This window comes from Flavimarina sp. Hel_I_48 (assembly GCF_000733945.1).
Taxonomy (GTDB): Bacteria; Bacteroidota; Bacteroidia; order Flavobacteriales; family Flavobacteriaceae; genus Leeuwenhoekiella.
On sequence record NZ_JPOL01000002.1, the window covers coordinates 531,132 to 553,841 of the forward strand.

The following is a 22,710-nucleotide window of genomic DNA, read 5'->3' on the forward strand; positions in this document are numbered from 1 at the left end:
CTTGCTATGTTTTAAAAGAAGGCCTAAACAATACGTTATAAGAGCCTGGCTAATGCATTGCAAAACCTAAAAAATCAAAAGTTAAAGCAGAAAAGACTGCTTTTATAAATTTCAGCCTTTAAAAATAAAAAACTAAATTGAAATTGATCCTTTTATTTTAGGTAAATATTAACAATTCGGCAATTTTTGGATTCTTAAACGCAAAAAAACCGGATTTCTTAATTGAAATCCGGTTTTTTCGCATCTATTTCGGGTAAATTTCAGATCAAATATCTGTTGCGGTCAGGGTTTTTATAAATGCGACCAGTGCTTTCTGATCTGCGATACTTAAGTCTAGATTATCAAAAGGCAGAGTCTGCTGCGGCAGATCAAAACCCAGGCCACCACCGCCTCCTTTGTTATAAAAATCAATAACTTCTTCAAGCGTAGCGTACACGCCATTGTGCATATAGGGAGCGGTAAGTCCCGCATTTCTGATACTGGGCGTTTTAAACATGCCCCGGTGTATTTCATTACCATAACGCCAATAAAATCCTTCATCGGTGTCAAGGGATTTATTGGCCGCAGTGGCCGGTACCCCTATAACTTCTTTTTCTGTTTCTTTGTAAAACGGTGGTACCGTGCCGCTGGTCAATGGCATAAAATGACAGGTTGCGCACAGTGCTTCGCCCATAAACAGGTTGAACCCTCTTTTTTCTGAAGCGGTAAAGGTATTTTCTTCCCCCCGCATGTTTCGGTCAAATTTTGAATCAAAGGAATTCAGCGTTGCTATGTATGAGGAAATGGCTTTGATCACATCACTGTTTTTTTTGCTGGAAGGCCCAAATACCTTGTTAAAAGCCGAAACATACGTGGAATCTTCCGTTAGAGCGGTTGAAAATTCGTGTACAGATCCATTAAACTCCAATTTATTTGTGAAAACACCTGATATTTGATCCAGGAGCGTATTTGATCTTCCATCCCAAAAAAAGCCTTTTTGAAATACCGAATTGATCAGCGTGGGCGTATTACGCATTAGCTTTTTACCGGTATTATCCAGACTGGCCACAAGTCCATCAGCATAAGCCTTATCGGGAATATGGCATGTTGCGCAGGCCATCGCGCCATTAGAAGATAATTGTGGATCAAAAAACAGGCGCTTTCCCAGGGCGATCTGCTCATCCGAAGGATTTCTGTTTGCCGGCGGGGTAAAATAATTGACATTGAACGAATTATTTTCAAAAAACGTGGGGGCGTCAAAATTGAAAGGTTGGTTGTCCACTGGTTCCCAGATATCGCTTACCTCCCTTATGGCTACCCAACTTCTGGTTATGGGATTTAGATAGTCCCGTATAAAGGAAAACCGGTCAAAACTCTTAAAATCAGGATTCTTACCAATAAATTCAGTTGCCCGTTGTATTTGCGCCGTAAAAGTTGAATCCAGTGCTTTATCGTTTTTTTGAACAAGCGCTTTTATGCTGTGGTCATAAACCTCTAAAAGTCCCAAAAGCGAAATAGACGCCTCCCGCAGCCCTTCCCCGCTTACAGGAGTATCAAAATTTGCCATTGAAAAACTTAAGATGCGAAGCAATTGCTGGTGCGTGGCAATAAAAAAACGCTGTGGATCAAGCTTTCGGTTTTCGATATTTTTTCTCAATACATTTATAAGTCCGCGCGTAAGTTGTATTTCCCGGTTCACGGTAAGACTGTCCACACCGCCTTCGTACAGACTTTCTTCTATTTTTTGAAGTCCCAGGGGTTCCAGTACCCGCTCTGTATCTTCCGTAAAAACAGGTAGTGCGGGACCGTTTGCCCTATGACCTACCTCTGGATTGAGATAGGATGCATACGGCTCTGCCTTCTTAAAGGCTATACGGGCCTTTTTAAAATAGTGTTTTACCTGCTCACTTGCTATGGGCACCCGACTCACAGAATCCAGGTAAAGATCTGTATTTTTAATATTGGTCAGGTAGTAGTCCTGCGCGTAATCCCAATTAGGGACTAACTGTGCCGTTTCCTGCTCGGCAGATCGGTTTTTGCAGGACTGCCAGGTCACCAGCAATAGCAGTGCAATAAGACAAAATAAAAGGTTTTTTTTCATAATCTTATGATACGGCAAAGACCTCCAGCGTGGAGGTCTTTGTTATTTGAAAATTTAGGGTTGAAAATTATTAACGGGGAAGACCTTGCAACAAAACGATCTGGCCGCCTTGATTATCTTCATAAGTACTGTTTATGTGACCGTCCCTACCTTTAAATGTTTCATCTTCCCAGTAATGTGGCTGCAGGTTGAGCATAAAAGTCCCGGGAACGCCCACTTTGTCTGAGACGTCTGTTAGCGCACCAAATTCCCCGCTGTAGCCTACACTAGCATCTGGTGAAAGATCCTGACGGATTACCAGTTCAAGTACAACCCGCGAATTGTTTCCGTCTAAATCAGACTGGTAGATATAGGCTGCATGGTTGCGTGAAAAAGAGTTGGGATCTTCCTGAAAGTAAACGAAGTTCTCAGTAACACAAATGTTATCTGGGCTTTGTAGTACAGCCAGGTTTCCGTCAGCATTGTTCGTATCAGTGTTACCGCTGATGATTTGTGTCAATTTACCTGTAAGCGGAGAATCATCGTCCAGTTCCAGTTTGTAAACCGTACCCCAATCATTATAGGTACCTGCACCTGGTCCTCTTCCGGTAACGGCAAAATAAACGTTTCTGGCATTTGCATCGCTCCCCTTTTGATAATCTACATCTTCTACACGCATAAAAGCGGATATACCGGCAGCAACGCAAGCATCCTCCATTTCGTTTTTGGTCATATTTTTTCCATTGGGAATTTCAACAAACTCCACATCGTAAGAAACCGCACGGTCAAGATTGCTCTCATTATAGATCGTACCTTCTTCAGCATCCAGAATGATGGGCTCTACATTCCCATTGTCATCAGGTGCCGTAAAACCTCCGGAAACCTGTTTGAATTTTAGCGCGTAAATACTTCCATTCTCCAGGTCTGCGTCGCCATTTTCTGAATAATAAAGTGTTACCTGACCTTCTGAACCACTGGAGTCATCATCGCCGCCCACAATTACCGTTCTACCAGCATAAGCTCCCTGTGGCAGGGGAACTGCATTTTCCCAGGAGAATTCCCCCAGCGCGTCAAGACCAAAATCTGCACCCGGAGTAGGCGTTGTAACATAAGGATCTATCCCTTTTACATCATAACTGATACTTTCTGAAGCAGAAAGGAACAGGTCTTTAGAACCGCCGTGAATGGCAGCTTCCCACATCGTACCTGAACACTGGCGGGCAAAATCTGCCACGCTTGAATTCAGCAGCCATTCACCGGAAATTGGCTTCATTTCTTTGTCAAGTTTAATCCGGGATACGGCATAAGTATCTTCGGCATTTACGATATACAGATAGCCATCACTATCAGGATCTTTTAAAAGTCCGGCGCCATCCTGAGCTCCCACGAGTTTAAAATCATTGCTCAAAGTATCTGAAGAACTTAGGAGCGAATAGGCTTTAACATAATTGAATTGTGGCATCATGGCCACGAGGGGCTCCATATTAGACTTATTGGAAAAAATACCCGGCTCAGGGGTAAAATCTTCCCCGTCTGTACCATTTTCTCCATCTGCGCCGTCAGCCCCATTGGCACCATCTGCGCCATTTATTCCATCAATACCATCTTCGCCATCGCAGCTGGTATAAAAACTTCCAACTGCACATAAAAGAAAACAGTTGAAAATTAATTGTTGTAGTTTTTTCATCACTAGATAAGTTTGGTTTGTTAGGTCACAAATCTATCTATGAAATTTCCAAAGGAGCTTAAGGGAATATTGTCTGTATTTTAAGAAATAAACAATACAACATTATGTGAGTTAATTTGACGTTACCTACGCACACTTTTAAATAGCAATTTAAAGCACATAACATTCTGATTTTTTGATAAATAAGCAACAATTTTTACCGGTCTTAACATTGGCTTTTCGTTGAAAAAAGTGGTTTTGGTCATGATTGTTTAAAAAAAACGGTCAAAAACCAGATGTTTTTGACCGTTTTACTGAACGTATTACCTATTTATCAGGCATTTTCCAGAATTTGAACGGCATGATCTTTTGTTTTTACTTTATCGATCACACGCTCCACTATTCCCTTTTCATCTATTAAAAAAGTTGTGCGGTTGATACCTTCATATTCCTTACCCATAAATTTTTTAGGGCCCCAAACGCCAAAGGTTTCTATTACCGTCTTGTCTTCATCTGCCAAAAGCGGAAAAGGAAATTCATACTTTTCCCTGAAATTGGTCTGCCGTTTTTGAGAATCTGCGCTTACGCCCAGAATGGAATACCCAGCGTCCTGAAGTTCTTTATAATTATCGCGTAAGTTGCATGCCTCTGCCGTACAGCCTGGTGTAGATGCTTTGGGGTAAAAAAATACCACCACTTTTTTTCCGCTGTAATCGCTTAGTTTTATTGTATTTCCATCTTGATCTTTTGCTTCAAAATCTGGTACTTTATCGCCTTCTTTTAATGTGCTCATATTAACTATTTTTGTTTTCCTCTAAAATAAAGAAAATGACCAAGGCCGAAAAGGTAAGCTTCGTTATAGATACGTTAAACCGTATTTACCCAGAAATCCCCATTCCGTTAGATCATCAAGATCCCTATACTTTACTAATTGCCGTTCTTATGAGTGCGCAAAGTACAGATGTACGCGTGAATAAAATCACACCGCTACTCTTTGAAAAGGCAGATAATCCTTATGATATGGTTAAACTCACGGTAGAAGAAATCAGGGAAATTATAAAGCCCGTGGGTCTTTCCCCTATGAAATCAAAAGGTATTCACGGACTCTCCCAGATCCTTATTGATAAACACAATGGCGAGGTACCACAAGATTTACAATCGCTTGAAGAACTTCCCGCGGTAGGCCATAAAACGGCAAGTGTGGTTATTTCACAAGCCTTCGGGATACCGGCATTTCCCGTGGATACGCATATCCACCGACTCCTGTACCGATGGGGATTGACCAATGGAAAGAATGTGGTTCAGACCGAAAAAGATGCAAAACGTCTTTTCCCGGAAAAAATCTGGAACGACCTGCACCTGCAAATTATCTGGTATGGTAGGCAATACTGCCAGGCGCGTGGCTGGGATCTCGATAAGGATATTATAACAGCGACGGTGGGCAGAAAAAGCATTTTGAAGAAATATTACCAGAAATAACCCATTTTTTACCCATTTTATAAAGAAAAAGCCCGTTTTTCAACGGGCTTGACAATTAATTGAGAAGTGCTTCGAACTTCTCGCCATTATAATTAATAACACTTAAAGCTTTGGAGTAGTTTAAAAGAAACTGAATCGTTTCCTTTTTAGGGCTACTTCCCTCCCCATATTGCATTTTTTTCTTCGAGTAAAGGTGGGCCATGAATTACGTTTTTAGAAATTTATTTAACTACAACGTAATTCAAAAGCTTTTAGTTTGTATTAATTTGTTAAAATTATATTGTGTTTGTCAATTAGTTTACGCAGATTGATTAAAGCGTAGCGCATACGGCCTAGTGCGGTATTGATGCTTACATCTGTTTTAAGCGCTATTTCCTTAAAGCTCATATCTTTATAAATACGCATGACCAGAACATCCTTTTGATCATCTGGCAATTCTTCGATTAGACGGCGCACATCGGTTTCTACCTGCTCCTTGATAATTTGCTTTTCAGCATTGAGGTCGTTATCGCTGAGCACGGAAAAAATATTAAAATCACCCGAATTGTCAAACTTGGGCATTCTCTTATTTTTTCTGAAATGGTCAATGACTAAATTGTGGGCAATACGCATTACCCAGGGCAGGAACTTTCCTTCTTCATTATAACCGCCCCTTTTTAAAGTACGTATTACTTTTATAAAGGTATCCTGAAAAATATCTTCGGTGATATCTTTATCATATACCTTAGAATAGATAAAACTGTATATGCGTTGCTGGTGCCTGGAGATTAATGTGGAAAGGGCAGCCTCATTGCCTTTAATATAATCGCTAACTAAAGTAGCGTCAGAAGTTAACATATCTTTCATAGAATTGCTTTTTAGGGTTCTCAAACCGGGGCAGGTTTGGTTTTCAATACGCTTAAAAGTAATACTATGCTATAGGCTATTAGGTTTTCGTTAACAACGGTTCAAATATAACAACTTTCATTCCAAATAAAAAAGAGCCAGAGACAATTTTAACATTAACAGGACGTTGGGGCATTTCAGAGGCTACAATTTACTGGTATAAACTATCTTTGCATACGTAAAAAATCTGCTATGCATATAGACGTTTCTTCGGCAAAGCCGAAAGAAAATATCATTATAAAAGGAGCAAAACTCCACAATCTTAAAAATATCAATGCGATCATACCGCGCAACAAGTTGGTGGTGATCACAGGTCTTTCTGGCTCGGGAAAGTCAAGTCTTGCTTTTGATACGCTGTATGCGGAGGGCCAGCGGCGGTACGTAGAAAGCCTTTCTTCTTATGCCAGGCAGTTTCTGGGCAGGCTGGATAAACCTAAAGTGGACTGGATCAAGGGGATTGCACCGGCAATCGCCATTGAGCAAAAGGTTAATTCCACAAATCCGCGTTCTACCGTAGGCACTTCTACTGAAATTTACGATTACCTGAAACTGCTTTATGCACGTATAGGTAAGACCTTCTCCCCTATTTCTGGAGATCAGGTCAAAAAAGATACGGTTACAGATGTGATTGATTTTGTAAAAGGAAAGGAAGACCGTACCAAATTACTGCTCCTGGCCCCAATAATCCTTGAAAAAGGCCGAAAAATAGCCGATAAACTCAATATTTTACAGCAACAGGGATATGCCAGGATCAAAGTAAACGATGAGGTTGTACGTATTGAGGAAGCCGAAAAGGTTAAGGCAAAGGATAAAATTTACCTTGTCGTAGACCGGATTATCACAAAAGACGACGAAGATTTTTACAACCGCCTGGCTGATGCCGTACAGACCGCTTTTTTTGAAGGAAAAGGGGAAGCGATCATTGAAGAACTTGAAACAGGAAAACAACGCGTTTTTAGCAACAGTTTTGAGTTGGACGGAATGCAATTTCTTGAGCCAAACATTCATTTATTCAGTTTTAACAATCCTTATGGCGCCTGTCCCACCTGCGAGGGTTACGGTGATGTAATAGGGATAGATGAGGAACTGGTGATTCCCAATACCGCACTTTCCGTTTATGAACGCGCCGTTTTTCCCTGGCGTGGTGATAGCATGAGTTATTATAATGACCAACTTGTAAACAACGCATACAAGTTTGATTTCCCCGTTCACAAGCCATTCTTTGAACTGACCGAAGATCAAAAAAATCTGGTCTGGGAGGGCAATCAATACTTTGAAGGATTGAATGAATTCTTTAAACATCTGGAATCCAAAGCTTACAAAATCCAGAATCGCGTCATGCTTTCCCGCTATCGTGGAAAAACAAAATGCCGCACCTGTAACGGTAAACGCCTAAGAAAAGAAGCCGAATATGTAAAAGTGGGCAATACGCCCATTACTGATCTGGTCAACCTTCCACTTAAGAAAGTCGCAGTTTTCTTTAAGGAACTTCAACTTGATGACCACGATGCACAGATCGCAAAACGTTTGCTTACCGAAATCAATAGTCGGTTGGAATTCCTGAATAAAGTAGGCCTGAGCTATCTTACATTAAATAGGAAATCAAACACGCTTTCTGGTGGGGAATCACAGCGAATCAACCTGGCGACATCACTAGGGAGCAGCCTGGTAGGCTCCATGTATATCCTGGATGAGCCCAGTATAGGCTTGCATCCCAAGGACACTGAGCGCCTGATAGGCGTATTAAAAGACCTTCGTGACCTTGGCAATACGGTAATTGTCGTGGAACATGATGAAGATATCATGAAAGCGGCAGATGAAATTATTGACATAGGCCCTGAAGCGGGCACCCTGGGTGGCGATGTGGTAGCCGTAGGAAATTATGATGGTATTTTAAAAAGCGACTCCCTTACCGCAAAATACCTAAATGGGGATATGGAAATTGAAATTCCGAAAAAACGCCGGACTTCAAAAAAAGGGGTTGATATCAAAGGCGCCCGGGAGAACAATCTCAAAAATATTGACGTTCACATTCCACTGAATGTATTTGTGGCCATTACAGGTGTTTCCGGTAGCGGAAAAAGTACATTGGTAAAGAGAATTCTTTATCCCGCCATGCTCAAAGAAATAGGTGGGCACGGCGAAAAAGCGGGGCAATTCAGTAGTATTTCGGGAAGTTTTGACCATATTAAAAACATTGAGTTTGTAGATCAGAATCCCATAGGACGTTCTTCACGTTCCAATCCCGTGACCTATATTAAGGCCTACGATGACATCAGAACACTTTATTCAAAACAAAAACTGAGTAAAATACGCAACTTCAAGACAAAACATTTTTCCTTTAACGTAGATGGAGGCCGCTGTGAAACTTGCAAGGGCGAGGGCGAAGTAACCATTGAAATGCAATTTATGGCAGATGTTCACCTGGAATGTGAAACGTGTCACGGCAAGCGTTTTAAAAAGGAGGTCCTTGAGGTTCAGTTTGAAGGGAAAAATATAGATGACATCCTTAACCTTACCATTGATGACGCGGTGGCCTTTTTTGAAGAGAACAAAGAAGATAAGATCGTACGTAAACTCAAACCCTTACAGGATGTAGGTTTAGGCTATGTCACGCTGGGTCAGAGTTCATCTACGCTTTCTGGCGGGGAGGCACAGCGTATAAAATTAGCTTCGTTTCTTGTAAAGGGAACAACCAGCGATAAAACCTTTTTCATCTTTGATGAACCTACGACTGGCCTGCATTTTCATGACATTAAGAAATTGCTGGCGTCTTTTGAAGCCTTGATTAAAAACGGTCATTCCATTTTAGTTGTAGAACACAATCTTGATTTGATCAAATGTGCAGATTATGTCATAGACCTGGGACTTGACGGTGGTGAGGAGGGCGGTCACCTTATCGCTTCGGGAACGCCGGAAGAGGTTGCGAAAAATAAAAAATCGTACACCGCGCCCTACCTCAAAGAAAAATTATAAACACAAAAAACGGACTAAAAAGCACCATAATCTGGTGTTTTTAGTCCGTTTTCCTATTTATTTATGACTAAATCCTAGTTCTGGATTTTCATGCTCAGTTCTTCAAGCGGTTGGAGGCTCGGTTTTGTCCTCAAGTACAAATCGAACTGTTCCTGCGTCAGTACATCGCGCATTTCGCCGTTTTCCTGTTTCCCAAGTTCATAGAGCGCCCTCAACTTATCCTCACCTTTCATTTCCTGCCGAAGTTGCTCTTTTTCAAGGTAAAATGTCTGTAATTTTTCCTTGAAAATCACTTCTTGCTTTCCTGTAAGCACCAGTTTTTCAGTATAGTTTTGAGTCAGGCTATTTATAATTGAATCCTGAGTAACGGTGGGCACCTGCGCATGAAGGTTACCCGCTAGTAAAAAAGCGAGAAGTAAACCCGCTGTACTAACAATTTGTTTAAACCTATTCATTCTCTTTCTGTTTTTGTTCTTTAAAATTTCCATTGAATACGAACGCATTTTGCGGCATACGTTTCCGTTTATTATGTTCCTGCTCATGAAGATCGTCTGAAAGTTGGCTTTTTGCGTCGCCTCCATAATATCCCATGCAAACCGCGGTTGCAACATGATATTCTTCCGGGAAACCGAAATCTTTTTTTGCTTTTTCAAAATCGATACCGGCCATCTGATGGACTCCTATGCCCATATCATGCGCCTGTATGCTTGCCATTCCAAAAAATAAACCCAGGTCATGCAATGCATGAAAATTTTCCTGTCCTTTTGGATTGGTTTTTTTATAACAACCCAGCATAAGCACGGGCGCATTTTTAACCCACGACTGATTAAATTCAACCAGACAATCCATTATCCTATCATACGTATCACTGCCTTTAACACCATATATAATACGCCATGGCTGCAGGTTATTTGAACTTGGTGCCCATCGGCCTGCTTCCAGAACGGTTCTAATAGCCTCTTCACTAACCTCTTTTTGATCAAAAGCACGTGGACTCCAGCGACCGCTGATCAAGGGATGAATTTCGTATGCCGTAGGCGTTTCTTTCTTTATCATAGTAAAATAGGTTTAAATCAAGTAATAAAAATTATTTACCAAAACGTATAAATAACAGGGTATTTAGCTCTGAAAATACTCATTTTTGTCCATATTTTAAATGTTTTAACACCTATTAACGTGACATCAATCACATTACCATTTAGCAATTGTTATAGAAACAATGTACTTCGATGTTAAGCTTATTACAAGAACTGGAATTACTTTTGATCATTCGAAAACAACCATGATCTACCGTCGTCCTGAATTTTTAAGGATTTGATTAAAACCATAAGTTGATTGAAATTAAATAGTATTTTAAAAAAAATGAAAGAGCAAAAAGGAAAAAATTAAGTAGTATCATTTTGCCAAGATCGCAACAATTAAGGCTAGCCCTAAACCTATAATAGTCGCCCAAATAGTAAAACCCACCTTCGCAAAAGACTAACTATTTATGAGTAAATTTTCTCCGGGAATAGAAATGCTTAGCAATAAAAAATCCCAATTCCATAAAATGAAATTGGGATTTTCCTAAAGTATTCCTTTTACAAGAAATTTATTCGTCTTTCACGTCATAACGGTCAAGCATCATCACCTTGTCCCATGCAGCGACAAAGTCTTTTACAAAACGCTCTTGCCCGTCATCTGCGCCATAAACCTCAGCAAGGTTACGCAATTGTGCATTGGAGCCAAAGATTAAATCACAGCGCGTAGCGGTATATTTTGTAACACCGGTTTCGCGATCGTTCACATTAAAAAGTTGCTCTTCTTGTCCCTGCGGAACCCACTCATAGTCCATACTGGTGAGCACCTTGAAGAAATCATTAGTCAATTGACCGGGACGTTCTGTAAATACGCCGTGCCTGGAGTGATCGTAATTTTGATCAAGCACCCGCAATCCACCTACAAGAACCGTCCATTCTGGCGCGTTCAGGGTCAATAATTGAGCCCGATCCAGGAAAATACGTTCTGGCGGTACGCGGTAACCCACCCTATCATTATGATAATTCTTGAAACCATCTGAAACAGGTTTGAGCCAGTTAAAGCTTTCCACATCTGTAAGTTCTAGCGTGGTATCCATACGACCCGGTGTGAAAGGTACTTTTATATCCATCCCAGCATCTTTTGCCGCTTTTTGCACTGCCATACAACCACCAAGAACCACTAGATCTGCAAGTGAAACTTTTTTGTTTTCTGTTTGCTTGTCGTTGAACCTGCCCATGATATCCCTGAGCGTTTGAAGCACATTACGAAGTTCTTCCGGGCGATTGAGATCCCAATTGTTCTGTGGCTCAAGACTTATCCTTGCACCGTTTGCACCACCGCGCTTATCTGAATGACGGTAAATGGCAGCGGCAGACCAGGCAGCAGAAACAAGTGCAGAAACGGAAAGTTCACTTTGAGCTATTTCCTGTTTCAACGCGTCAATATCTGCATCAGTAATAAGGTCATGATCCCTTGTTGGTACAGGGTCTTGCCATAGGAAATCTTCTTCTGGTACTTCTGGCCCAAGATAACGGTCTTTTGGACCCATATCACGATGCGTCAACTTATACCAGGCTTTTGAAAATGCCGTAGTAAAATAATCAAAATCATTGAGGAATTTCTGACAGACTTCATTATATGCGGGATCCACTTTAAGGGCGATATCTGAAGTCATCATCATCAGGTCATTCATCTTGCCTTCCACGTGCGCATCTGGTGTTTTAGGTGCGCTGTCATCAATAGGAGTCCATTGTAGGGCACCGGCAGGACTTTCCACTTTTTTCCACTCAAACTTAAGCAAATTGGTAAGGTAGTCGTTGTCCCACTGTGTAGGATTCGGGATCCAGGAGCCTTCGATACCATTAGTCATCGTGTCTGTACCGTTACCATTACCTACGGGATTATGCCAACCGAAACCCTGTGCATGTAAAGGGGATATTTCTGGTGCGCCTCCTATTTTTTCGGCAGGAACCATACCATGACTTTTCCCAAAGGCATGGCCACCAGCAATAAGCGCCACGGTTTCCTCATCGTTCATCGCCATACGTTTAAAGGATTCCCGTATATTACGTGCCGAATCCTGAGGATCTCCATTTCCGCCCGGTCCTTCGGGGTTTACATAAATTAGCGCCTGATGTGTAGCCGCCATTGGATTTTCAAGATCGTGATACTCATCTTTTGGCGCTCCTACCCAACGCAGGTTTTCGTTCACCATTTCACCGGGATGCCCTTTATGGTCTCCGGTCGCCTGGGATTCATTAAAAGGTTTCCCATTCCAGAATTCTGGACCCCAGTACGTACTGCGGTCTGGCTCCCATGCATCACGACGGCCGCCGGCAAAACCATAAGTTGGAAAATTCATTATTTCAAGACTGCAGTTTCCGGTAAGGATGATTAAATCTGCCCAGGAAAGGGAAGCTCCGTATTTTTTCTTGATAGGCCATAATAAACGACGGGATTTATCTGTGTTCCCATTGTCCCACCAGGAATTAATTGGCGCAAAACGCTGCATTGCCTGTGCTGCGCCACCGCGGCCATCTGCAATACGATACGTCCCTGCGGAGTGCCATGCCATACGGATCATCTGTGGGCCGTAATTGCCATAATCTGCCGGCCACCAGCTTTTAGAGTCCACAAGCATTTCTTTGATATCTCTCTTGAGTTCTTCTAAATCAATTTTATTGAACGCTGCCTTGTAATCTTCATCACTAATAGGATTTGCGGCAGGTTGATCTTGATGAAGCAATTCCACCTGAAGGCGGTTAGGCCACCAGTCGTCTATTTGTGGTGCAGTACCCAGGGCACCGCCTACGCGTGTACCGCGAAATGGGCATTGCTCAAGATTTTCGGGATTGTTAATCGGTCTCATAGTATATTTTTTTTTAATTAAATGGTATTGAACATGATCTTATTAAAAAGTCAATAAATACATTGTAATCTAAAGAAAATAGTACTTTATAGCGCGATCTATCTATAATGAATATCAATTCAATAATTGAATCTTTGAATTGCCAGTATAGCTTTTAAAAAATTTTCAATTGTATTGCTAGATAAATTTGATTGGTTAAATTATTTTATCTTTTAAAGATTTTACAGAAAAGCGCTAACCTTTCGATACTCTTTTTTCGGAAATGAGGGCCAGGGAACCTGCAACGGTATCCATATCTTCGAGTTCGTCGTCCTCAATGGTAATGTCAAAAGCGTCTTCAATGTCCAGAACAATATCCACTAAATGCGTCGAATTTATGTTCAGGTCGTTTATTAAATGACTATTCTCTTCAATGTCCTCAACGGAGACATCTTCTGGAAGATATGGTAGTATTATTTTCTTAAGGCGCTCATAAGAATCTTGGGTCATCATAAGTTAGGTTTATATATGCTAAAAATAAGGCAACAGTTTACATCCCCAAAGCCAAAACTTGCTTTAATAAGCGTTTGTAATGGAATATTTATTTTATTGAGCGGAATTTTAGATATATCTACCTCCTCGAGAATCTCAGGATGAACTTCTGTTATGTTTATATTAGGGAACAGAAAATCATTTTTCAACTGAAGCACCGAAGCCACACATTCTATGCTACCGGAGGCGGCAAGACAATGGCCCACCATTCCTTTTAGGGAATTGATATAAGGAAAATCCATTCCTTTTAACCCAAGCGCGGAAGACCAGTTCTTTATCTCCTGCGCGTCCATCGTAGTAGCTGTAAGATGACCGTTAATGGCGTCTATTTGTTGTGGAGCGATCTTAGCATCAGCCACCGCTCCTTTAATACAGTTGACAACAGCCTCAGAATTTGGTGCAGTCATGCTCCCTCCCTGACGCTGGCCTCCACTATTGCTATGGCCACCCAGGATTTCTGCATAGATCGTAGCATTACGCGCTAAAGCGGAATCCAGACTTTCAAGAACCAGCGCGCCCGCACCACAGCCAGGCACAAATCCGCTGGCGTTTGAATCCATGGGTCGGGATGCTGCCTTTGGATCCTTATTATATTTGGATGGCAAAATACGCAGTGCATCAAAACCGCACCATACATAAGGGCCACCATCACTGGTGCTACCGGCCAGCATTCGCTTGGCCTTTCCATATTTTATACGCTCATAGGCAGTTAAAATGGCTTCGGTACCTGTAGCGCAGGCTGAAGAATTGGAAGTCACTAAATTCCCCAGACCCAGCATACCACCCAGATAGGCACTTACCCCACTGCTCATGGTCTGTTGTACGCTCGTACTGCCCAGGCGGCGCACATTGCCATCATCAACCTTATAAATACTTTCCCTGTATTTATCTACACCAAGCGTGCCCATTCCGAAAACAGTTCCGCTATCAAAATCGGGTATCTCATGCTCTGTTTTCAAACCGGCATCTTTCCAGGCATCCATACCGGCAATGACGCCGTATAAAATGCCCGCGCTATTGAAATTTCGTAATTGTAGCGGTGTAAAATAATCGTCAATTTTACGCTGCGGAATAAGTGGCATCGCCCCTATCTGACAGGAGAATTTGAGATCGCGTAATTCGCTAAAAAAACGCACCCCGCTTTTTCCGTCAGCGATGGCTTCCTTAAAATCCGGGACGCTCACCGCGTTAGGCGCACAAACACCCAGACCTGTAACCACGACACGATTAGTTCCCATCATCAGGAATTAAAATTCCGGAAAGTACACCGCTGCAAACCTCTTCTCCAGCACTGTTGAGCATTTTTACTTTACATTTTAATTTATGCATCCTAAAGTATTGCTTTTGGGAATGTACGGTCACTTTTTCACCCGGATAAACCGGTTTTTTAAAAAGCACATGATTTTCAGTCATGGCTACTTTTGCGTTGCTTTGAAGGTCATGGCCTTTTTCGGCCAACAAATAAATCCCCAGACATACCAGGCCAATTTGTGCCATACATTCAGTAAGTATAACCCCGGGTGTTACAGGATGGTTTACAAAATGACCTTTATAAAAATAAGAATCCTCTGGAAACGTATAGGAACCCACGATATGCTCCTCTGAAACTTCCTCTATATGGTCAGCAAACAAAAAAGGTTCGTCATAGGGCAGCCTTGTTATGAGTTGGTCTCTATTCATATAAATTTACTGGACACATATAACTTCCTATGGGAGAACCATCAGGAATTGTAGGTGATGGAAGCGCTTCAAATTTTTGAGGTTCTTTTAAAAACTGCTCTATATCTGTAGTTACATACCTATTTTCATCGCGTGCATTTTCAGCAATTTTCGTCAATTCTGAATAAATCTTTGCCTTAACCTGTGGAATCGCTTTCTTACTTACATAAAGGTTCTTGAGATGTTTGATCACGTTGTGATTGATCGTATGCTGTACCTCTTTCTTATAATCGTCTTTTATCTTGTTCCCCAAAGTTGCATTTTCCAATGCTTCCAGAAGGCCATCTAAACCCAACTGATCGTTATCTATAGCGTGATTTTCAACTAGACGGTTGGCACGCTCGGGATTAAGCAGGAAAGTTAACGTCATATCGCTCGCAGTCGCCGCGGCGCCCAGCGCATCAAAGGTAACACCGGTGTCACCCTTAAAACTTTCCCGTGTACGCTCATAGCCAAAAGCACGTGGGGGAAACAACGCCAATTTATCCTTTGGAATCGCCAGATGTTCCGCATTTAGGGTCAAAAGGACCGATTTTAGCGCGTCTTCCTGAGTTTTTGTATCAATAAATGCGACCGGAACAAGATTAGGATCCCCTTTTACGGCATAATTATATTCCTGACCGCCTATGACTTTTATGGCCGCCTCCGTCTGGTACCGGTGATAGAAATACAGAGGGACAAATACGTCTTCCAGTACGCTGTAAGCCTCCCCATCCTTAATATTATCTATCGAGAAATTTTGTATTGCCTGTTGCCGAAGTTTCAGCACATTTTTAAGTTCCTCACTGGCGCTTGCGCCATTGTCCCAAAGATGTGCATCAGGATGTGCACCATCTGCGGCGCGCGCATCGCTGTCCGTTATAAATCGTAATCCCTTAGCTTCGGCGTCCGTAAGGATTTTATCTAAGAATTTCTCTTCTGAATCTCCATCGGGCGCATTTCCGTAGGCATAGGCTACCGTGACTTTATCCCACTCCCCTATTCCCGTGTCGTACGCGTTGCTAAAGTCCACTTCTTTTCCTTTGAGCGTCAACGTGGGATGGGGATAATCCATCACCGAAGCACGATCGTTTACACTTGCCGCAAAATTATGGGAGAACCCTAAGGTATGGCCAACTTCATGCGCGCCCAACTGCCGAATGCGGGCCAAAGCCATTTCAAGCATAGGTTCATAATTATCATTGGATTTTGCAAAAGGCTTGTTCATCAAAGCCTGTGCGATCAAAAAATCCTGCCTAATCCTCAAACTCCCCAGACTTACGTGACCTTTTAAAATTTCGCCTGTCCTTGGGTCGCTCACACTTGCTCCATAACTCCATCCGCGGGTACTGCGGTGTACCCACTGGACCACATTGTATCGCAAATCCATAGGGTCTGCACCTTCCGGAAGCATTTTTACCTGAAATGCATTTTTGTAGCCCGCTGCGGCAAAGGCCTGATCCCACCAGCTTACCCCTTCCAGCAATGCTGACCGTACCGGTTCTGGTGTACCGGGGTCCAGATAATAGATTATAGGTTCTACCGGTTCACTGATCTCGGCTTCGGGATTTTTCTTTTCTAAGCGGTGACGACGAATAAAACGCTTGGTAATGGATTCCTGTATGGGAGAGGCAAAATCCATAAAAGTGACCGCATTAAGTCCCGCACGCGGATCGAATTCGCGTGGCGTATAACCATCATCGGGAAGTTCTACAAAAGAGTGGTGCTGTACAATGGTGACGAGCCCGGGAGTGGGAACGACAGTGCGCAGCATTTTACCCTCTGGATCCCCTTTTAAGGTCAATAATGCCTCAAATTCGGTGTTTTTAGGGAAGGATTTTGTGTTTTCCATCAGTATGGCGCTCTTAGTGGCGTCTACCTTATAAGTGCCTTCCTTTGCTTTTTTCAACTTATCGGTCACTTGGTGCGCATCTTCCATTAAAAAGGGAGTGAGATCAATTACGTAGGTTTTCCCTTTTGTTTCTTTGATCTCAAAACCGTAAAGCACCGATTTCCCAAACGCTTCGGCAATCGATTTTTTCTCTGCGCTATTATCGGTCATCGCCCGGTAATCCTGGTTGCGTTCCATGAGGAGCAGTTTATTTCCTGCCTTGATAAATTTCACGATGGAAGTCCCGCCCAGCTGCCCACGGTCCAGGCCCAGATCATTTGAACCAATACCACTTTTAAGGGAATGCACATACAAAAATTCTGTATCGAGCTCATCGACTTCCATATAAATTTCACCTGAAGAATCATCGTAGTGAAATGTAAAAAAACCATTTGCAGTCTGTAAATCAGTCTTTTTACTTAAAAATTGGGCAAATGAACTTTGGATTACAAAAGATAAGATTAAAAGTATTCTTAGAGTCATAAAATGTGGTATTAGTAGGATTTAAAGTTAGTCAAATATTCGATTTAAAAAGGTTTTTTCAGGATTTGAAATATTTAATAAAATTGCACTATATAGAGAGAATAGATGAAAATAAAATAGCCTTAATACCAATTTTAGTAAATTATTGACATAAAATTCCTATTTTAACCCTTATTTTATTAAAAACAACTTTATGCCCGACACTCCATATCCCATTTTTTCTTCCTATCAAAAAGATCATCGGTTTTATGATGAAATTTTTAATCAGGATGGTAAAGTAAAAGAAATATATAAGACCTTATTTGACCTGTATAGTGGTCATTCCGTACAGGATTTTGTCAATCTCAATGATAAGGCAAAATCTTCTTTTTTTAATCAGGGCATAACGTTTCAGGTTTATGGCGAACAGGAAATCAAGGAAAAGATATTTCCATTTGACCTCTTTCCACGTATTATAGATTCCAAGGAATGGGACCACATAGAACGCGGGGTTTTGCAGCGCAGCAAAGCACTCAATCTTTTCCTGTGGGATTTGTACCACGACAAAAAAATCATCAAACAAGGTATAGTGCCCCTTGATTTAATAAGTTCATCGGCGAATTTTCTGGATCAGATGAATGGGGTTGACCCTCCAGGTGGCATCTACAATCATATTTCTGGAACTGATCTCATAAAACATGCTGATGGTGACTATTACGTTCTGGAAGATAATATACGTTGTCCTTCTGGTGTGAGTTATGTCATTTGTAACAGAACGGCTTTAAAACGGGCTTTATTCGGTGTTTTTAATCATTATCAGGCGCATACGGTAACTAATTATGGTGAAAACCTGCTGGAAATCCTGGAAACGGTAAAACCCAATGGTGTTGATGAACCTAATTGTGTTGTGATCACACCGGGAGTCTACAATTCGGCTTATTATGAGCATTCGTACCTGGCGAAATCCATGGGCGTAGAACTGGTTGAAGGACGGGATTTGTTTGTAGAACATGATTTCGTTTACATGAAAACCATTAGAGGACCACAGAAGGTAGATGTCATTTACAGAAGGATTGATGATCAATTTCTCGATCCGCTAGAGTTCAAACCCGACAGTGCACTGGGGGTTCCCGGTTTGTTTTCGGCTTATAAAAAAGGAAATGTTTGCCTGGTCAATGCCCCCGGGACCGGCGTCGCAGATGACAAAGCTGTCTATACGTATATGCCAGAGATCATAAAATATTATCTGGATGAGGAACCTATTCTTAACAATGTGCATACTTATCATTGCAGCCGTCCTGACGAACTAAAATATGTGCTGGAAAATATTGACAAACTCGTTATTAAACCGGTTGATGAAGCCGGTGGTTATGGTATTTCCATAGGAAATAAATTAACCAAGGAAGAAATCGAGAAAGTAAAAGTCACCATACAGGCAAGCCCCAGAAAATATATCGCCCAGCCTATTATGGCGCTTTCCGTTCATGCAACATATATAGAAGACACTAATTCTTTTGAACCCCGGCACGTAGACCTGCGTACATTTACATTACTTGGTAAGGACAAAGAATTTGTACTCAAGGGCGGTCTTACCCGTGTCGCGCTTCAGCGGGGCAACCTTGTGGTAAATTCATCCCAGGGAGGCGGTTCTAAAGATACCTGGGTGCTAAAATAAATCCCCCTAACCCCAAAGGGGGAGATGACTTATGCAATGCACGGTCCCAAACAAACATTCGATCAAAAGAAAAAAATATTATTAATCCATTTTCCCTACGAGAAACTCTGCGCCCGTGTAAGAGTTCGCCCTTCGGGGGCTAGGGGATAACATTAAATTTATGCTAGCAAGAGTTGCCAATAACCTATTCTGGATGGGTCGTTACATAGAACGTGCAGAACATGTGGCCCGTTACCTCAACGTGAATTATTTTTCATCCCTTGATGCCCCCAATGCACTTTCCCAATCCCGCCAACATGTTTTGCGTTCGATGCTTTTTATGGCAGATGATGCCGTTGCCGAAAATGTAGAACTTAGTGAAGAGGACGTGCTTTTTGACATTGCTTTAAATGATGAAAAAGCCTATTCTATCATTAATTGTGTGAAAATTGCCCGAGAAAACGCAAATAGCGCAAGAGACCTCATCTCTACCGAATTATACGAAGCCATCAATAAATTTTACCATTACGTCCTCAATTACGATACAGCTTATTTTAAAAACAAGGGACTTTACGATTTTACGGTAAACGTAGCAGAATTTACAGCCGTCCTTCGCGGGAAAATCCGTGGGACTTTACTTCATGACCGGGTCTACGCCATTATCATGCTTGGCATCAACATAGAGCGATCTACGCAAATCGTGCGGATTATCCACGCCAAATATATGGATGCCAAACAAGCGAAAGGCAGTTATGGCGACCAGTTCAAGCACAGTTATGAATGGACTACTTTGCTAAAATGTGTAGAATCCTATGATATGAACCGTAGGTTTTACAGGCAGACCCCTACCAGTTTTACGACTTTGGAATTTCTGATTCTCAATCCGCAGTGTCCACGTTCTGTCATGAACAGTATCAATCAGGTAGCGGAGCATATCAATACCTTGAACGAGGATAAATTCCCTGCAAAGGATTCTGCTGCCTTTCTTATAGGAAAAACCCAGGCAGAGTACAGGTTTAAATCCATTGACACGATTGAGGGTGATGTTTCTGAGTTTATAGAGGAGATTTTAGATTGTCTATGGCTAATGGCTCAAAAGATTGAAAAAGAGTACTTTAATTATTAAAAATGGTATAAAATAGGCTGTTTTTAGACTAAAATGACTGTTTTCTAATGTTCAAGAGCTAATTTTTAGGCGAAATCTCTATTTTAGCAGTATCTAAGTTTGACGTTTAACCTCACTTTTCCCTTTGGAATATACCATAAAATACAAAACCATAAACCAGTATAAAAAGCCGGTGCAGCGCGCATACTGGCAGTTTCTGATCGTTCCCGAAACGAACGATTCTCAAAACCTGGGGGAGTCCTCATTTAAAAATTCGCTGGATATCCCGGTACAAAATTCAATAAATGGTTACGGATTTGAGACGTATAGGGTCGCACCCAACAAAATTTTCCAGAGCATAGAATTTGAAGCAGAATTTCGTCTTACAAAAGAAATTCTAAATCCTTTCGGAAATCTTGATTATCGCGATCCTGCTATCGATTTTCAAGAAATTAGCTCCCTTGAATTCCGAAGCGACCATGAACGCTTTTTAAAAGAAACACAAAGTACCGCCCTTCCCAAAAATTCAGAACTGTCTTTTAAATTCGATAGTTCCATTTCCTTATTTGACAATCTTAAAAAGCTCAATGCCTGGATCTTCAACACATTTACCTTCAAGCCGCAGGTAACGCAGATCAATACCAATCTCAGCGAGATTTTAGAACATAAACACGGCGTTTGTCAGGATTTTACACATCTCTTTTGTGCCCTTGCGCGTAAAAACGGTATGCCCACACGCTATGTTTCAGGTTATTTACATCAGGGAATTGGCTATTTAGGGGATTCACAAATGCACGCCTGGGCAGAGAGTTTTGTGCCTGGTGCTGGCTGGGTGGGTTTCGATCCTACAAATAACCTGCTTGCGGCAGAAAATCACATTAAGGTCGGGCATGGCAAGGATTATGCAGATTGTCCACCCCTCAAAGGTGTCGTATATACTGCCGGCGGCAATACTACTTCCTATACGGTTGAGGTCATTGCTGATCAGGAAGGAATGCGCCAGGTTCAAAATGGCGATGGCAGTATGCAACAGGAAATGGGCACAATGGTTCAAAAAATGGAATTCAGGGATTTATTCCAAAAAAACGACCTGCCTGACCAATAATCTCTGTTTTACGGTAATTTAAATCCTTCCGAGGGTAAAAAATATCAATCAGTTTGCCATAAAAACTGCCTCACAGGCTATAAAAACGGTACCTTCGCCTTAATTTAGATTGAGGTTTTTTATTTTACGGAACGTCATTCAAATCAGCATTCACGAATTTTTCAAGGTTAAAAAATATACTAATGGTTACTACAGATCAGGTTAAAGATCTTAAACAGCGCATAGAATCACTTAAACATTATTTAGGTATAGAGCAAAAACGTGTTGAGATACAAAATGAGGAAGAAAAGACCTTTGATCCACATTTTTGGGACGACCCTAAAAAAGCCGAACTCATCATGCGCGAAATTCGCGGAAAGAAAAACTGGGTAGAGGACTATAATAAAACCAAAACCTGGACAGAAGAGCTGGAAGTGCTGCTGGAGTTTCACAAGGAAGGAGATGCATCTGATGAGGATGTGGAAACGCAGTATGAAAAAACGGCCAACCTAATTGAGAAAATGGAGTTTAAGAACATGCTTTCTGAAGAGGGAGATGACCTGAGTGCCGTTTTACAGATCACAGCGGGTGCCGGTGGTACAGAAAGTTGTGACTGGGCCTCGATGCTTATGCGCATGTACCTCATGTGGAGCGAGAAAAACGGCTATAAAATCAAAGAACTAAACTATCAGGAAGGTGATGTGGCGGGTATTAAAACGGTCACGCTTGAGATAGATGGGGAGTATGCCTTTGGGTGGTTAAAAAGTGAGAATGGGGTACACCGCCTGGTGCGCATATCCCCTTTTGACAGCAATGCAAAACGTCATACGTCATTTGCTTCGGTTTATGTGTATCCTTTAGTTGATGATAGCATCCAGATCGAGATCAACCCGGCAGATATCAATTGGGATTTTGCCCGTTCCAGCGGTGCCGGAGGTCAAAATGTAAACAAAGTAGAAACAAAAGCGATACTTACCCACCATCCTACCGGGATCATCATACACAATAGTGAAACCCGCTCCCAACTCGAAAACAGGGAAAAAGCAATGCAGATGTTGAAATCCCAATTGTACGAGATCGAATTAAAAAAACGCCAGGCCGCGCGTGATGAGATAGAATCTGAAAAGAAAAGTATAGAATGGGGTTCGCAGATACGCAATTATGTGCTGCATCCTTACAAATTAGTAAAAGACGTGCGTACCTCTGAAGAAAGTGGGAATACAGATGCCATTCTTGATGGAGACATTGACGCTTTTCTAAAAGCGTACCTTATGATGACCGGTCAGAAGGAAGACGACAACGAACTTTAAGAAATGATGAATTTTGTTCGT

18 protein-coding genes are annotated in these 22,710 nt (G+C 41.7%); 6 read left to right on the plus strand and 12 right to left on the minus strand.

The genetic code is table 11. The features are described from left to right. Positions 1-265: 265 nt before the first annotated feature. The 3 genes from P162_RS02425 to bcp form a co-directional block, all read right to left on the minus strand. Complete coding sequence (locus P162_RS02425; protein ID WP_031425605.1) at positions 266-2,080, minus strand: cytochrome-c peroxidase; 1,815 nt, start codon at positions 2,078-2,080, stop codon at positions 266-268. A gap of 70 nt (positions 2,081-2,150) precedes the next feature. Further along, positions 2,151-3,746 (minus strand): collagen-like protein, encoded by a 1,596-nt coding sequence (locus P162_RS02430; RefSeq protein WP_031425607.1) that lies wholly within the window; start codon positions 3,744-3,746, stop codon positions 2,151-2,153. Positions 3,747-4,059: 313 nt separating this feature from the next. Next, positions 4,060-4,518, minus strand: a complete 459-nt coding sequence (gene bcp, locus P162_RS02435) for a thioredoxin-dependent thiol peroxidase (protein ID WP_031425608.1) — start codon at positions 4,516-4,518, stop codon at positions 4,060-4,062. A gap of 35 nt (positions 4,519-4,553) precedes the next feature. Here bcp and P162_RS02440 point away from each other — a divergent pair, with 35 nt between their 5' ends. After that, entirely contained in the window at positions 4,554-5,204 is a 651-nt protein-coding gene (locus P162_RS02440) for an endonuclease III domain-containing protein (RefSeq protein ID WP_031425610.1), read from the plus strand. Between the two features lie 55 nt (positions 5,205-5,259). Here the strand turns inward: P162_RS02440 and P162_RS17645 are convergent, their stop codons facing one another. Both P162_RS17645 and P162_RS02445 read right to left on the minus strand, forming a co-directional pair. Further along, positions 5,260-5,406, minus strand: a complete 147-nt coding sequence (locus P162_RS17645; protein ID WP_164076188.1) for a hypothetical protein — start codon at positions 5,404-5,406, stop codon at positions 5,260-5,262. Positions 5,407-5,465: 59 nt separating this feature from the next. After that, positions 5,466-6,050: an RNA polymerase sigma factor gene (locus P162_RS02445; protein ID WP_031425611.1), complete on the minus strand. Its 585-nt coding sequence runs from the start codon at positions 6,048-6,050 to the stop codon at positions 5,466-5,468. 231 nt (positions 6,051-6,281) lie between these two features. Between P162_RS02445 and uvrA the strand changes: the two genes are divergently transcribed. Then, positions 6,282-9,065, plus strand: coding sequence for an excinuclease ABC subunit UvrA (uvrA, locus tag P162_RS02450; protein WP_031425613.1), 2,784 nt, complete (start codon positions 6,282-6,284; stop codon positions 9,063-9,065). 74 nt (positions 9,066-9,139) lie between these two features. Here uvrA and P162_RS02455 read toward each other — a convergent pair whose 3' ends face one another. From P162_RS02455 to P162_RS02485, 7 genes are all read right to left on the minus strand, one after another. After that, complete coding sequence (locus tag P162_RS02455; RefSeq protein ID WP_031425614.1) at positions 9,140-9,520, minus strand: hypothetical protein; 381 nt, start codon at positions 9,518-9,520, stop codon at positions 9,140-9,142. Beyond that, on the minus strand, positions 9,513-10,121 hold the full coding sequence (locus tag P162_RS02460) for a nitroreductase family protein (RefSeq protein WP_031425615.1): 609 nt from the start codon (positions 10,119-10,121) through the stop codon (positions 9,513-9,515). Before P162_RS02460 ends, P162_RS02455 begins: the two co-directional genes overlap by 8 nt. 535 nt (positions 10,122-10,656) lie before the next feature. Then, the gene (gene katG / locus P162_RS02465; RefSeq protein ID WP_031425616.1) at positions 10,657-12,954 is read right to left on the minus strand and encodes a catalase/peroxidase HPI; all 2,298 of its coding nucleotides are present in this window, start codon (positions 12,952-12,954) and stop codon (positions 10,657-10,659) included. A gap of 234 nt (positions 12,955-13,188) precedes the next feature. Then, complete coding sequence (locus tag P162_RS02470; protein ID WP_031425618.1) at positions 13,189-13,446, minus strand: acyl carrier protein; 258 nt, start codon at positions 13,444-13,446, stop codon at positions 13,189-13,191. Continuing rightward, the gene (locus tag P162_RS02475) at positions 13,443-14,723 is read right to left on the minus strand and encodes a beta-ketoacyl-[acyl-carrier-protein] synthase family protein (protein ID WP_031425620.1); all 1,281 of its coding nucleotides are present in this window, start codon (positions 14,721-14,723) and stop codon (positions 13,443-13,445) included. Before P162_RS02475 ends, P162_RS02470 begins: the two co-directional genes overlap by 4 nt. Continuing rightward, the gene (locus P162_RS02480; protein ID WP_031425622.1) at positions 14,713-15,165 is read right to left on the minus strand and encodes a 3-hydroxyacyl-ACP dehydratase FabZ family protein; all 453 of its coding nucleotides are present in this window, start codon (positions 15,163-15,165) and stop codon (positions 14,713-14,715) included. Before P162_RS02480 ends, P162_RS02475 begins: the two co-directional genes overlap by 11 nt. Next, positions 15,158-17,557, minus strand: a complete 2,400-nt coding sequence (locus P162_RS02485; protein ID WP_031425624.1) for a zinc-dependent metalloprotease — start codon at positions 17,555-17,557, stop codon at positions 15,158-15,160. Before P162_RS02485 ends, P162_RS02480 begins: the two co-directional genes overlap by 8 nt. A gap of 193 nt (positions 17,558-17,750) precedes the next feature. On the opposite strand from P162_RS02485, the gene P162_RS02490 reads away from it, so the two are divergent. The 4 genes from P162_RS02490 to prfB all read left to right on the plus strand — a co-directional run bounded on the left by P162_RS02490 (position 17,751) and on the right by prfB (position 22,689). Continuing rightward, positions 17,751-19,211 (plus strand): circularly permuted type 2 ATP-grasp protein, encoded by a 1,461-nt coding sequence (locus P162_RS02490; protein ID WP_031425625.1) that lies wholly within the window; start codon positions 17,751-17,753, stop codon positions 19,209-19,211. Between the two features lie 160 nt (positions 19,212-19,371). Then, positions 19,372-20,316, plus strand: a complete 945-nt coding sequence (locus P162_RS02495; RefSeq protein WP_031425626.1) for an alpha-E domain-containing protein — start codon at positions 19,372-19,374, stop codon at positions 20,314-20,316. Positions 20,317-20,440: 124 nt separating this feature from the next. Next, positions 20,441-21,400: a transglutaminase-like domain-containing protein gene (locus P162_RS02500; RefSeq protein WP_081868363.1), complete on the plus strand. Its 960-nt coding sequence runs from the start codon at positions 20,441-20,443 to the stop codon at positions 21,398-21,400. A gap of 182 nt (positions 21,401-21,582) precedes the next feature. Then, positions 21,583-22,689 (plus strand): peptide chain release factor 2, encoded by a 1,107-nt coding sequence (gene prfB, locus P162_RS02505; protein ID WP_031425629.1) that lies wholly within the window; start codon positions 21,583-21,585, stop codon positions 22,687-22,689. The last annotated feature ends 21 nt before the right edge of the window (positions 22,690-22,710 follow it).

Coding starts and splice junctions, on each gene's coding strand:
- P162_RS02470 (WP_031425618.1), bottom strand. CDS start 13,446: ATGATGACCCAAGATTCTTATGAGCGCCTTAAGAAAATAATACTACCA.
- P162_RS02480 (WP_031425622.1), bottom strand. CDS start 15,165: ATGAATAGAGACCAACTCATAACAAGGCTGCCCTATGACGAACCTTTT.
- P162_RS02425 (WP_031425605.1), bottom strand. CDS start 2,080: ATGAAAAAAAACCTTTTATTTTGTCTTATTGCACTGCTATTGCTGGTG.
- bcp (WP_031425608.1), bottom strand. CDS start 4,518: ATGAGCACATTAAAAGAAGGCGATAAAGTACCAGATTTTGAAGCAAAA.
- P162_RS02445 (WP_031425611.1), bottom strand. CDS start 6,050: ATGAAAGATATGTTAACTTCTGACGCTACTTTAGTTAGCGATTATATT.
- P162_RS02430 (WP_031425607.1), bottom strand. CDS start 3,746: ATGAAAAAACTACAACAATTAATTTTCAACTGTTTTCTTTTATGTGCA.
- uvrA (WP_031425613.1), top strand. CDS start 6,282: ATGCATATAGACGTTTCTTCGGCAAAGCCGAAAGAAAATATCATTATA.
- P162_RS02460 (WP_031425615.1), bottom strand. CDS start 10,121: ATGATAAAGAAAGAAACGCCTACGGCATACGAAATTCATCCCTTGATC.
- P162_RS17645 (WP_164076188.1), bottom strand. CDS start 5,406: ATGGCCCACCTTTACTCGAAGAAAAAAATGCAATATGGGGAGGGAAGT.
- P162_RS02455 (WP_031425614.1), bottom strand. CDS start 9,520: ATGAATAGGTTTAAACAAATTGTTAGTACAGCGGGTTTACTTCTCGCT.
- prfB (WP_031425629.1), top strand. CDS start 21,583: ATGGTTACTACAGATCAGGTTAAAGATCTTAAACAGCGCATAGAATCA.
- P162_RS02475 (WP_031425620.1), bottom strand. CDS start 14,723: ATGGGAACTAATCGTGTCGTGGTTACAGGTCTGGGTGTTTGTGCGCCT.
- katG (WP_031425616.1), bottom strand. CDS start 12,954: ATGAGACCGATTAACAATCCCGAAAATCTTGAGCAATGCCCATTTCGC.
- P162_RS02440 (WP_031425610.1), top strand. CDS start 4,554: ATGACCAAGGCCGAAAAGGTAAGCTTCGTTATAGATACGTTAAACCGT.
- P162_RS02490 (WP_031425625.1), top strand. CDS start 17,751: ATGCCCGACACTCCATATCCCATTTTTTCTTCCTATCAAAAAGATCAT.
- P162_RS02495 (WP_031425626.1), top strand. CDS start 19,372: ATGCTAGCAAGAGTTGCCAATAACCTATTCTGGATGGGTCGTTACATA.
- P162_RS02485 (WP_031425624.1), bottom strand. CDS start 17,557: ATGACTCTAAGAATACTTTTAATCTTATCTTTTGTAATCCAAAGTTCA.